This is a genomic window from Phyllobacterium sp. NPDC097923, assembly GCF_044760925.1.
In the GTDB taxonomy this organism is placed as follows: Bacteria; Pseudomonadota; Alphaproteobacteria; order Rhizobiales; family Rhizobiaceae; genus Phyllobacterium; species Phyllobacterium calauticae.
Genome location: NZ_JBIWBL010000002.1, coordinates 158,734 through 169,931, shown reverse-complemented (window position 1 = coordinate 169,931; position 11,198 = coordinate 158,734). Strand labels below are relative to the sequence as shown.

At 59.6% G+C, this 11,198-nt stretch carries 13 protein-coding genes; 3 read left to right on the top strand and 10 right to left on the bottom strand.

Features of this window, described 5'->3' with window-relative positions; genetic code table 11:
* Window positions 1-55 precede the first annotated feature (55 nt).
* Entirely contained in the window at window positions 56-379 is a 324-nt protein-coding gene (gene trxA / locus ACIQWS_RS13155; protein ID WP_105734109.1) for a thioredoxin, read from the top strand.
* A gap of 47 nt (window positions 380-426) precedes the next feature.
* Here trxA and ACIQWS_RS13150 read toward each other — a convergent pair whose 3' ends face one another.
* The 10 genes from ACIQWS_RS13150 to ACIQWS_RS13105 form a co-directional block, all read right to left on the bottom strand.
* Window positions 427-1,755, bottom strand: a complete 1,329-nt coding sequence (locus ACIQWS_RS13150) for a bifunctional folylpolyglutamate synthase/dihydrofolate synthase (protein ID WP_403180990.1) — start codon at window positions 1,753-1,755, stop codon at window positions 427-429.
* Window positions 1,756-1,797: 42 nt separating this feature from the next.
* Window positions 1,798-2,715 (bottom strand): acetyl-CoA carboxylase, carboxyltransferase subunit beta, encoded by a 918-nt coding sequence (gene accD / locus ACIQWS_RS13145; RefSeq protein ID WP_403179719.1) that lies wholly within the window; start codon window positions 2,713-2,715, stop codon window positions 1,798-1,800.
* Window positions 2,716-2,756: 41 nt separating this feature from the next.
* On the bottom strand, window positions 2,757-3,596 hold the full coding sequence (trpA, locus tag ACIQWS_RS13140; RefSeq protein ID WP_223613980.1) for a tryptophan synthase subunit alpha: 840 nt from the start codon (window positions 3,594-3,596) through the stop codon (window positions 2,757-2,759).
* Window positions 3,597-3,598: 2 nt separating this feature from the next.
* Window positions 3,599-4,849: a tryptophan synthase subunit beta gene (gene trpB, locus ACIQWS_RS13135; RefSeq protein ID WP_346306565.1), complete on the bottom strand. Its 1,251-nt coding sequence runs from the start codon at window positions 4,847-4,849 to the stop codon at window positions 3,599-3,601.
* 17 nt (window positions 4,850-4,866) lie between these two features.
* Window positions 4,867-5,526 carry a phosphoribosylanthranilate isomerase gene (locus ACIQWS_RS13130; protein WP_403179713.1) on the bottom strand — a complete coding sequence of 220 codons (660 nt, stop codon included), beginning with the start codon at window positions 5,524-5,526 and terminating at the stop codon, window positions 4,867-4,869.
* Between the two features lie 64 nt (window positions 5,527-5,590).
* Window positions 5,591-6,232 carry a YdcF family protein gene (locus ACIQWS_RS13125; protein WP_403179711.1) on the bottom strand — a complete coding sequence of 214 codons (642 nt, stop codon included), beginning with the start codon at window positions 6,230-6,232 and terminating at the stop codon, window positions 5,591-5,593.
* Window positions 6,232-6,990 (bottom strand): M48 family metallopeptidase, encoded by a 759-nt coding sequence (locus ACIQWS_RS13120; protein WP_403179707.1) that lies wholly within the window; start codon window positions 6,988-6,990, stop codon window positions 6,232-6,234. The genes ACIQWS_RS13125 and ACIQWS_RS13120 overlap by 1 nt, the downstream gene beginning before the upstream one ends.
* Before the next feature lie 125 nt (window positions 6,991-7,115).
* Entirely contained in the window at window positions 7,116-7,556 is a 441-nt protein-coding gene (locus tag ACIQWS_RS13115) for a DUF2852 domain-containing protein (RefSeq protein WP_403179704.1), read from the bottom strand.
* Between the two features lie 115 nt (window positions 7,557-7,671).
* Entirely contained in the window at window positions 7,672-8,817 is a 1,146-nt protein-coding gene (locus ACIQWS_RS13110; RefSeq protein ID WP_403179701.1) for a benzoate/H(+) symporter BenE family transporter, read from the bottom strand.
* Between the two features lie 23 nt (window positions 8,818-8,840).
* Window positions 8,841-9,632 (bottom strand): alpha/beta hydrolase, encoded by a 792-nt coding sequence (locus ACIQWS_RS13105; RefSeq protein ID WP_403179697.1) that lies wholly within the window; start codon window positions 9,630-9,632, stop codon window positions 8,841-8,843.
* 225 nt (window positions 9,633-9,857) lie between these two features.
* Here ACIQWS_RS13105 and infC point away from each other — a divergent pair, with 225 nt between their 5' ends.
* Both infC and ACIQWS_RS13095 read left to right on the top strand, forming a co-directional pair.
* A complete protein-coding gene (gene infC / locus ACIQWS_RS13100; RefSeq protein WP_105734100.1) occupies window positions 9,858-10,394 on the top strand; it encodes a translation initiation factor IF-3 in 537 nt (178 codons plus the stop codon).
* A 75-nt stretch (window positions 10,395-10,469) separates the two neighbouring features.
* The gene (locus ACIQWS_RS13095; RefSeq protein WP_346306571.1) at window positions 10,470-11,093 is read left to right on the top strand and encodes an isoprenylcysteine carboxylmethyltransferase family protein; all 624 of its coding nucleotides are present in this window, start codon (window positions 10,470-10,472) and stop codon (window positions 11,091-11,093) included.
* Window positions 11,094-11,198: the final 105 nt, after the last annotated feature.

Below are 11,198 nucleotides of genomic sequence, written 5' to 3'. Positions count from 1 at the left end.
GTGGGTAGACTCACCACATGATGGGCAACATTCAATAACCGATAAGGAAAAGCCGATGGCTACCGTCAAGATCGACACCAGCAATTTCCAGTCCGATGTACTTCAGGCAGGTCAGCCTGTTGTTGTTGATTTCTGGGCCGAGTGGTGCGGCCCCTGCAAGATGATCGCCCCTGCCCTTGAAGAAATCGCTTCGGAAATGGCTGGTAAGGTCACGATTGCCAAAGTCAACATCGACGAGAATCCGGAACTTGCAGCCCAGTTCGGCGTGCGTTCCATTCCGACATTGCTGATGTTCAAGGATGGCGAACTGGCTGCCAATCTGGTTGGCGCTGCTCCCAAGAGCAAGCTCAGCGACTGGATCCGTAATTCAGCCGCATAAGCTGAAGTCATAGACATTGATCAAACCCGGCATTTGTGCCGGGTTTTTTATTGCGGTGGGGTGCCGTTTTCGGCCAGAACATCGCCGGCGAGATACAGCGAGCCGCCGATGAGAATGCGCGGAGCCGGTTCGGACTTGTCCCAGCTGTCCCGCAATATTTTCAGCGCATTCTCGACGGAATGCACCGGCTCGGCGGAAAGGCCGGCATCGCCGGCGGCGATCGCCAGCTGTTCATGCGGAATACCGGAATCGCTGGAGCGGATCGGCACCGTATAGACATGCCGCGCCATGCCGGTGAAGGCTTCGAAATAGCCGATGGGGTCTTTCGTGTTGATCATTCCGGTGATCAGGAAAAGCGGCCGCGGGCTGCGGTCTTCCAGCGAAGCGATCGCTTCGGCGATCACCAGGCCTGCACCGGGATTGTGACCGCCATCGAGCCATATTTCCGAACCGGGTACTGCCAGCTCGACCAGCTTGCCCTTGATCAGGCGCTGCATGCGGGCGGGCCATTCGACGATTGTCATGGCCGTTTCGATGGCATAATCCGGCAGCGTGAAACCCGCCGTCTTCACCGCCTGGATGGCGGCTGCGGCGTTGGACAATTGATGCCGGCCGAGCAAGGCCGGCAAGGGCAGGTCGAGCAGGCCCGTATTGTCCTGATAGATCATCCGGCCGCGTTCTTCGAAGGCAAGAAAGTCCTGGCCGTAGACGGCAAAGGGGCAATCCCGCCGCTCGGCCGTTTCGATCAGCACCATGCGTGCCGCTTCTTCTTCCTGCGCACCGATGACAACCGGGCAGCCCGGCTTGATGATGCCGGCTTTCTCCGCTGCGATCAGCTCGACGCGGTCGCCGAGGTAGGGCTGGTGATCGAGCGAGATCGGCATGATGACGCTGACCGCAGGCTCCGGAATGACGTTCGTGGCGTCGAAACGGCCGCCAAGCCCGACTTCAAGGATCACGGCATCGGCCGGGTGTTCGGCAAACAGCACGAAGGTGACGGCGGTCAGTATCTCGAAAACGGTGATGGCCTGACCGGCATTGGCTTCCTCGACCCGGGTGAGGGCATCGGCAAAGGTTTCATCATCGACCAGCTTGCCGCCGCCCGGTGCACCCAGTCTGTAGCGTTCATGCCAGTGAACGAGATGCGGCGAGGTGTGCACGTGCACGGTATAACCGGCAGCTTCCAAAAGCGCCCTGGAGAAAGCAACGCATGACCCCTTGCCGTTGGTGCCCGCCACGTGGATGACGGGAGGCATTTTCAGGTGCGGATTGCCCAAGGCATCGAGAAGACGCGTAACGCGCCCTAGCGACAGGTCAAAACCCTTCGGGTGAAGCCCGAGCAAGCGCTCGATAATCGCCTCAGCCTTCGACGACACAGACAAAGCCAACGGCAAAGGCCTCCAGAACCATCAATTGAATCAAGCTTCGGCTTCAATCGTTGCCGGCAGCGCCGCACCATTCGGTTTGGCAACGGGAACCTCCGTTGCCTTTTCGCCCATGAGCATCTTCAAAAGACGCGCAATGGTGGCTTTGAGTTCGGTGCGCGGCACGACCATATCGACCATGCCATGGGCTTTCAGGTATTCGGCGGTCTGGAAGCCTTCCGGCAGCTTTTCCCGGATGGTCTGCTCGATGACGCGTTGTCCGGCAAAGCCGATCAGCGCACCCGGCTCGGCAATATGGATGTCGCCCAGCATCGCGTAGGAGGCGGTGACGCCGCCCGTGGTCGGGTTGGTGAGGACCACGATGTAGGGCAGGCCCGCTTCCTTCAGCATTTCCACCGCAACGGTGGTGCGCGGCAGCTGCATCAGCGAAAGAATGCCTTCCTGCATGCGGGCACCGCCCGAGGCAGCGAACAGAACGAGCGGCCGCTTCTGGGCGATTGCCGTTTCAAACGCCTTGATGATGGCTTCGCCTGCCGCCATGCCCAGCGATCCGCCGATGAAGCTGAAATCCTGAACCGTTGCCACAATCGGCAGACCTTCGATGGTACCCAGCGCGTTGATGATCGTGTCTTCGACGCCGGACTTGGCGCGATGTTCCTTCAGGCGGTCGATATAGCGCTTTTCGTCACGGAACTTGAGCGGATCGGTGGCCACTTTCGGCTGTTCCAGCAATTCGTAGGTGCCATCATCGAAAAAGTAGCGCAGGCGGTCCTTGGCACGAATGCGCATGTGGTGGCCGGACGACGGCACGACCCACTGGTTCTTTTCCAGATCCGTATGGAAGACCATCTCGCCCGAAACCGGATCCTTGATCCAAAGATTTTCGGGCATTTCGCGGCGACCAAGCATCGAATTGATCTTCGGCCGGACGTAATTTGTGATCCAGTTCATGATCGGTCCTGTTCTCTCGTCGGTATTGTGATTTAGGGCTTCTATTCCGCCGCTGCAAGGCGCACGGCGCGCACACCGCTGGAAAGTCCCTGCACCATCGTGGCGACGGCTTCGGCCGGATCGGCCACAAGCGAGCCATCCGGACGGATTGTATTGGCAACGGCATTGACGATTGCGGTGCCGACGACAACGCCATCCGCCGCTGTGCCGATCACCTTGGCCTGCTCGGCGGTCTTGACGCCGAACCCGACCACAACCGGCAGGTCCGTATGCTGCTTGATGCGCTTGACCGCATCCGCCACCCTGCTCGTATCGGGCAGGGCAGAACCGGTGATGCCGTTCATCGAAACGTAGTAGACAAAGCCGGATGTGTTCTGCAGCACCTTGGGAAGACGCTTCTCATCCGTCGTCGGCGTGGCCAGCCGGATGAAGTTGATGCCGGCCTTGATGGCGGGAATGCACAGTTCCGCATCCATTTCCGGCGGCAGGTCGACGATGATCAGGCCATCGATGCCAGAGGCCACGGCATCCCTGAGGAAACGGTCGACACCATAGATATAGATCGGATTGTAATACCCCATCAGAACGATCGGCGTGGTGTTGTCGCTTTCGCGGAAGCTCGCGGCAAGCGCGAGCGTCTTTGTCAGCGACATGCCCTTTTTCAGGGCACGCAGGCCAGCTGCCTGAATTGCCGGACCGTCGGCCATCGGATCGGAAAAGGGAACGCCGAGCTCGATGATATCCGAACCGGAACCGGGCAGCGCCTTCATGATCTTCAGCGAGGTCTCATAATCCGGATCGCCGCCCATGAAATAGGTCACGAGTGCCGGACGACCCTCCGCCTTCAACGCGGCAAATTTTCTGTCGATGCGGGTCGCCATGCTTAAATCTCCATGCCCATGAGTTTGCCGACCGTATGCACATCCTTGTCGCCGCGACCCGACAGGTTGACGATCATGATCTTGTCCTGTGCCATTTCAGGCGCGATTTTCACCGCCTGGGCAATGGCGTGGGCCGATTCAAGCGCGGGAATGATGCCTTCGACGCGAGTCGTCAGCTGGAACGCATCGAGCGCCTCGTCATCGAGGATCGGCACATAGGAAACCCGGCCGGTATCGCGCAGCCAGGAATGCTCCGGCCCGACGCCCGGATAATCGAGACCGGCGGAAACCGAATGGCCATCGAGAATCTGGCCGTCCTTGTTCTGCAGCAGATAGGTGCGGTTTCCATGCAGCACGCCCGGGCTGCCGGCACTCATGGAGGCGCAATGCTCTTCACCGTCGAGGCCGCGGCCGCCAGCTTCAACGCCGATGATTTCGACGCTCTTGTCGTCAAGGAAGGGGTGGAACAGGCCGATGGCGTTGGAACCGCCGCCGACGGCCGCAATGATCGTATCGGGCAGGCGGCCTTCACGCTCGAGAATCTGCGCGCGTGCTTCCTCGCCGATCACCGACTGGAAATCGCGCACCAGTTCCGGATAGGGATGCGGGCCTGCAGCGGTGCCGATGAGGTAGTAGGTGTCATCGACATTCGAGACCCAGTCGCGCAGCGCCTCGTTCATCGCATCCTTCAACGTACCGTGGCCGGAGGCGACGGGCTTCACTTCAGCGCCCAGCAGCTTCATGCGGAAAACATTGGGTGCCTGCCGTTCGACGTCGGTTGCGCCCATATAGACAACACAGGGCAGGCCGAACCGCGCCGAGACCGTCGCTGAGGCAACGCCGTGCTGGCCGGCACCGGTTTCCGCGATGATGCGGGTCTTGCCCATGCGCTTGGCCAGCAGGATCTGCCCAAGGCAATTGTTGATCTTGTGGCTGCCGGTATGGTTGAGATCTTCGCGCTTGAAGTAGATTTTCGCGCCGCCATCAAGACCCTTGTCCTTGGCCAACTGACGGACATGCCTGGTCAAACCTTCGGCATAATAGAGTTTTGACGGGCGCCCGGCGTAATTGGTGGACAATTCACGCAGCTCGGCCTTGAAGGCCGGATCATTCTTGGCGTCGTCATAGGCCTGCTGCAATTCAAGGATCAGCGGCATCAGCGTTTCAGCAACGAAACGCCCGCCGAAAATACCGAACATGCCCTCTTCGTCAGGACCTGTCTTGAATGAATTGGGTTCAACCGCCTTGTCCACCGTTCCGCTCCGTTTGTTCAGGCCACGTCGGCGCTTTTGGCGGCGCGCGCAACCCGGAAAAATTCTCTGATCAGGCTAACATCTTTTACACCCGGCGCGGACTCGACGCCGGACGAAATATCAATACCGCGCGCATTCGTCGCTTCCAGCGCCTCGGCAATATTACCGGCGTTGAGGCCCCCGGAAAGCATGTAATTGACCGAGGCGTCAAGGCCGCCGAGGATTTGCCAGTCGAAAGACACGCCATTTCCTCCCGGAAGGTCCGATCCCTTGGGTGGTTTGGCATCGAAGAGAAAGCCGTCGGCAATGCCGATATAGGGGCTAATCGCGTCAAGATCGCGGCGTTCGCGCAGCGCTAGGGCCTTGATGACAGGCAATCCGTAGCGCTGCTTCACGGCGCTGACACGGGCCGGACTTTCGTCGCCATGCAGCTGCAGCATGTCGGGCTGCATCTCGGCAACAATCGCATCAAGCGTTGCGTCGTCTGCATTTACGGTGACGGCAACGGCCTTCGCCCGCCCGACTGCGGCGCGGCGCAGGCGGCCGGCGGTCTGCGCATCGACATTGCGCGGGCTTTTGGGGAAAAAGATGAAACCGATATGCGACGCGCCTTCATCCAGCGCCGCCGCAACGGCTTCGTCGGTCTTTAATCCGCATATTTTGATATCAAGGCTCATAACCGGTGCCAGTGCCACGAAAACGCGCAAGAGTCGAGGATTTTGCGCGGTTTATCCTTCGATACTAAAGGTGGTGGTCATAGCCCGCTTTGACAAGGAAATCGAACGCATCTGCGACGGCCGGAGGAACCGATTGCGCAATCTGAAAGCCTTTGGCCGGATAGTCGACAATGCGCTTGACGTCGCCAACCATCTCATGGATCAGCCGGTCGAGCGGGTAGGTCGTGAGCGGTTGATCCTCAAAATCGTGCAAGGGCGCTGTCACCAAGGCGTTTATCTCGGGCCATTGCGCGCGCACCGTCGCGAAGGCCCGGCGCTGCGTCTGCGGTTTGGTGACGATGATGACGCGCTTGACGGTATCACCAGCCATTTCCCGCGCAAACCGGATATTCTCGCCGATATTGGTCGCGTTCGGTTCAATCAGAATCGCGTCGGCCGGGACGCCAGCGCCGATGGCGCGCGCGGCAAATGCTTCCGCCTCGCTCGTTGTGTAGAGATGGTTGGTCCAGTTGCCAGTCTTGCCGGTAAACAGGATTTTGGCGGCCAGCCCCTGATGCCACAGGTCGGCGCAGCGGTCGGCCACGCGCAGGTCGTAGCTGCCGAGGCCGACAATTAGGTCGGCCGGGCCAAGCGAGTCATAGACGAGATGGAAATTCCAGAGGATTCGGGCGGCCGCTTCTATGGCAGGCGTGACTGGTTCCGGCATCAGCTGAAATCAATCGCCTGAAGGGCGCTGCCGTTGCGTTTCAACCAGGCCTTGCAGCGTTCCGTGTCGGGGCAGAGCTCGCCACAAAGCTTCCAGAATTTTGGTCCGTGGTTCATCTCTTTCAGATGGGCAACTTCATGCGCCACGAGATAGTCGATGATCGGTGGCGGCGCCATCATGATGCGCCAGGAAAAGGAGAGGGTGCCGTCCGAGGTGCAGGAGCCCCAGCGGCTTTTGGTATCCTTGAGGCGGATAATCTTGGCCCGTCGTCCGACCGTTGCGGTGTGCCGCGCCACCAGCATGTCGAGATCGTGCCGTGCCTCCCGTTTGAGGAAGTCACCGACCCGGCGCGCCAGATGCGGCCTGTCGCCATGGACGATCAGTCGCGGACCCTCCGCGCCGTTCTCCTGTCGCACGGTTCCGCGCTTGTCCGGTTCATGCACGATGAGATGCGGGATGCCGCGGATCGGAATCTTGACCCCCGGCCGCACTTTGGGCTGGTCCGGCATCCTGGCAATGCGGGTCTCGATCCAGCCCTCGTGACGCGCCAGGAATTTGTCGACTTCGCGCGTCGGCATCCCTGGTGGCACGGTGATCCGCAAGCCCTTGCCGCCCGCATCGATGCGCAGGGTGAGACGCGTCGCGCGCGGGTTTTCCATCACGCGCAACGGCAGGACACGGCCTGCAACCTCGTAGCTCCGCTCGGCTTTCAGCGTCGCGGATTTTTTCGGCGGGCTTCGGAACAGCGAAAGGATCATGGGCGGGACTTTAATTGATTCGGGTGAAAGCAGTGAGACAAAACAGAGGCGGCGCCGGATCGCTCCGGCGCCGCTTCGCTGGGGAAATGCGGACAGGACTGGAGGGAACCGTCCGCAGGATGGTGTTATTCCTCTTCGGCGTCGTTGACGCCCGAAGACGGCTTCTTTGCCGCGGCATTGCGTTCAGCCATGAAGCGGTCAAACTCTTCCCGGTCCTTGGCACGGCGCAGTTCATGCGCATAGTCCTCGAACGCGGCGCGCATCTCTTCGAGCTTGCGGCGTTCCTCGGCCAGGCGCTCCAGTTCCTTTTCGCGCCATTCGTCGAAGGCGACATTGCCTGTGCCGAACGAACCGCGTCCGAAGGACGGACCCTTGCCGCGACGGAATGCGCCGCAGAAGCCATCGGTAGCGCGGCCGACGTCGCGCTTGAAACCATCCAGCCGGTTACCCCAAAGGATGTAAGCGAGCATGGCGAAACCAAGCGGCCAGAACAGCATGAAACCAATAACCATCAGGGCGATGGTTGCTGGGGTCCAGCCTGGCCGGATCAAAGCAGCATTGTTCATAAAAGCCCTTCCTTCTCACGAAAGCCCGACCCCAATTGGTCGATTGATTACGACATGGGAGGCGGATTGCGGCTTTTCAAGAAATGCCGGGCTCGAATGCGGTAAGGGCTTGGAATCAGATATGTTTCTTTGCGTGATCGAAGGCAACCACAAGCAGGCCCGCCACCAGCGCCCAGAAGGCAGCGCCGATTCCGGCAATGGAAATGCCCGATGCGGTCACGGCAAAGGTGACGACGGCGGCAAGCCGCTCGGTCTCGTTTTTCAGTGCGATCGTTAGCGCATTGGCAAAGGCGCCGATCAGGGCGAGACCGGCGACCAGCGCGATCAGGGGTGCCGGCAGGACGGCAAACAGCGCCACCAGCGAAGCCCCGAAGATGGCCAGTATCAGGTAGGACAGCGCGTAGAACGGGCCGGTCAGCCAGCGCTGTGCCGGGTCCGGATGGGCATCCGGCCCGGTGCAGATCGCCGCTGAGATGGCCGCCATGTTGCTCGTATGTGCACCAAAGGGGGCCGTCAGCAATGAAAGGAGCCCTGTTACCTGCAATGCCGCCGCCGTCGGCGGCTCGTAACCGGCGGCACGAAGCACGGCAAAACCGGGCAGATTCTGCGACGCCATGGTGACGAGATAAAGCGGCACGGCAATGCCGATGATCGCCCGTGTGTCGAAGACCGGCATGATGAGGGTGAGTGTCGAGAGGCTGATATCCGGTACACTGGCAACACGGCCGCTGAGGAAGGCGAAGAGAATGCCGCCGAACAGCACGGCGAGGACTGCCATGGCCGGATTGAACAGGCGGATGACGAAGAAGAGAAGCACCAATGGCAGGACGAAGATCGGATCGACGGGGATTGTTCGCGCCGCGCCGATAAGGAAGGCGAACAGGACGCCAGCCAGCATGCCGGAGGCAATCGATGCCGGGATTTTGGAAACCAGGCCGGAAACCGGCTTGACCAGTCCCGTGATGATGATGGCGATGGCTGTGACGATGAAGGCGCCGACACCCTGCTGCATGGTAAAGCCCGTGCTGGCGCCGATCAGGGCCAGTCCCGGCGTCGACCATGCCGTGATGATCGGCATCTTGTAACGCCAGCTGAGAAAACCCGTGGAGATAAACATGGCAAGGCAAAGCGCCGTCACCCAGCTTGCCGTCTGCGCCTGTGTCGCGCCAAGGGCCTGTGCCGCCGCGATGATCAGTGCGAGCGTGCCGCCAAACCCGACAATGGCGGCGACGACGGCAGAAGCAATCACGGAGGAGCGCATGGGATGAAACCTGTTGGAAGGATTTATAGAATGGGCAGGCGGGTTTTAGAGCGGTCAATCATCGAAGCCACGGTGCGGGTGAGAAGCTCCAGATCCTGCGGGCGTGACAGGCGATGATCACCGTCGCGCACCAACGTAATCGTCACGTCGTCAACCGGCAAGTGATCAACCAGCCGCAGGGCATGGGTGTAGGGAACATCCCTGTCCTCCATCCCCTGCAGGATGTGCACGGGGCAGCCGGTCCGGATCACACCCTTGAGCACCTGATTGGCTCTGCCATCGTCCAGGAGGGCCTTGGTGTAGATATAGGGCTCGGGAGCGTATTCGGATGGTTCTTCCATATAGCCCCGTTCGGCAAGCTGGCGGCGCTGGTCCGGCGTCAATTGGGGTTCGACCAGTTCGGAGGTGAAGTCCGGTGCGGGAGCAATCAGAACCAGCCCGGCAACACGGCCGTGTGCACCGGCCTTTTGCAGTTCTTCGATCATGCGCAGGGCGATCCAGCCGCCCATGGATGAACCGACGAGGATTTGCGGTCCCGACGAAAACTTTTTGAAGACCGCAAGGCTCTGTTCGAGCCAGAGCGAAATCGTGCCGTCGCGAAACGCACCGCCCGACTCGCCATGGCCGGAGTAATCGTGGCGCAGGAATGCATGGCCGTTGGCTTCTGACCATCGATCCAGCCATTCCGCCTTGCTGCCGAGCATGTCCGAACGGTATCCGCCGAGCCAGACGATGCCGGGCTCAGCGCCCTCGCGGTAGCGCACAGCGATCTCGATGTCGTTGAGGGTGAGGAATACCGGCGGGTGAGCCGTCATGTGTCAGTCTCCAGGATGTGCCGCTTGCTTTTGCCATGCAAAATTCGATGATGAAACCCATTCAACTGGAAACCACATTGTATAGAATGCGAATATTCCTATATCTGAACCAGATGATTTATCCGTGAAAAGATGTTATTGAGCTAACCGCTGCAGACAAAGCATTGCAGGCGGGCCCCGACGGTGCTATTTGCGGGACCGAAATAATTCAAGGAGACTACTGCCATTCGCCGACCCTTTAGAGCACAGGTGGTCCAGAAAGATGGACCGCGTTCCAACCGCGATATCCGGGTACCCCAGGTACAGCTCATCGATGCCGAAGGTGAAAACCACGGTATCGTCACGATTCAGGCCGCGCTGGCCATGGCCGATGAGGCCGGACTCGATCTCGTCGAGATCGTGCCGAATGCCGAGCCGCCGGTGTGCAAGATTGTTGACCTCGGGAAACTGAAATACCAGGGACAGAAGAAGGCTGCCGAGGCGCGCAAGAAGCAGAAAACAGTCGAAATCAAAGAAATCAAGATGCGACCGAACATCGACACGCATGATTATGATGTGAAGATGAAGGCTATCAAGCGATTCTTCGACGAAGGTGACAAGGTCAAGGTGACATTGCGTTTCCGTGGTCGCGAAATGGCGCACCAGGAACTCGGAATGCGGCTGCTTGACCGGGTCAAGGAAGATACGGTCGATATTTCCAAAGTTGAGGCCGAGCCAAGATTGGAAGGCCGCCAGATGATGATGGTGCTGGCGCCACGCTGAAGCTGAACGACAGTTTGAGACAAAGGCCGCCTTCGGGCGGCTTTTGTCTTGAACGATCCGGATTTAAGGGCTGACATGGCGCTCACATCTCCAAAGGACATGGCCCGGTTTCAGCGGCGCCGCCGAATTGTGCTGGCAGTCGTCATTTTTCTGATTCTCGGCGCTTTGTTGACTGTTCGCTCCGCCTGGGCCGATAACTGGACCCACGAATATATCGAGGATTTCGGCATCGGTGTGATTGTTCTGGCAATCCTGGGCCGCATGTGGTGCACGCTCTACATCGGCGGGCGCAAGAGTTCCGAGATCGTCCGTCTGGGGCCTTATTCGATGAGCCGCAACCCGCTTTACGTGTTCAGCACTGTGGGGGCTTTCGGTATTGGCATGATGACGGGCAGCCTGACCGTCGCCCTGATCCTGGCGGTGCTTTGCTATATCGCCTTCCATTTTGTCATCATCGCCGAGGAAGGTTATCTGGAGACCGTTTTCGGCGAGACATACCTTGCCTATAAGCGCGACGTACCGCGGTTCTTCCCCAATCTCAGGCTGTACCGGGAATCAGATGTTCTGAGCGTCAAGTCTTCGATGCTGTACAAGACGCTGGCGGACGGGCTGGTCTTTTTCATTTCCTATCCCCTGCTTGAGTTCGCCGAATATCTGCAATCGGTCAATATTCTGCCCGTCTTCTTTCGGTTTTACTGATTTTTTGCGGAATCGAGGACGATTCAGCAGTTGCGCTTTTTCTGGCTTCTGGGTATAAGGCCGCGTTCAAACCGCCCGGCAGGGCATGCCGTGGCGGTTTTGCAT

What these genes read in the sequence shown, in the direction of transcription:
- trxA (WP_105734109.1), top strand. Translation starts at nt 56, where the DNA reads ATGGCTACCGTCAAGATCGACACCAGCAATTTCCAGTCCGATGTACTT.
- accD (WP_403179719.1), bottom strand. Translation starts at nt 2,715, where the DNA reads ATGAACTGGATCACAAATTACGTCCGGCCGAAGATCAATTCGATGCTT.
- trpA (WP_223613980.1), bottom strand. Translation starts at nt 3,596, where the DNA reads ATGGCGACCCGCATCGACAGAAAATTTGCCGCGTTGAAGGCGGAGGGT.
- ACIQWS_RS13130 (WP_403179713.1), bottom strand. Translation starts at nt 5,526, where the DNA reads ATGAGCCTTGATATCAAAATATGCGGATTAAAGACCGACGAAGCCGTT.
- ACIQWS_RS13125 (WP_403179711.1), bottom strand. Translation starts at nt 6,232, where the DNA reads ATGCCGGAACCAGTCACGCCTGCCATAGAAGCGGCCGCCCGAATCCTC.
- ACIQWS_RS13120 (WP_403179707.1), bottom strand. Translation starts at nt 6,990, where the DNA reads ATGATCCTTTCGCTGTTCCGAAGCCCGCCGAAAAAATCCGCGACGCTG.
- ACIQWS_RS13115 (WP_403179704.1), bottom strand. Translation starts at nt 7,556, where the DNA reads ATGAACAATGCTGCTTTGATCCGGCCAGGCTGGACCCCAGCAACCATC.
- ACIQWS_RS13110 (WP_403179701.1), bottom strand. Translation starts at nt 8,817, where the DNA reads ATGCGCTCCTCCGTGATTGCTTCTGCCGTCGTCGCCGCCATTGTCGGG.
- ACIQWS_RS13105 (WP_403179697.1), bottom strand. Translation starts at nt 9,632, where the DNA reads ATGACGGCTCACCCGCCGGTATTCCTCACCCTCAACGACATCGAGATC.
- ACIQWS_RS13095 (WP_346306571.1), top strand. Translation starts at nt 10,470, where the DNA reads ATGGCGCTCACATCTCCAAAGGACATGGCCCGGTTTCAGCGGCGCCGC.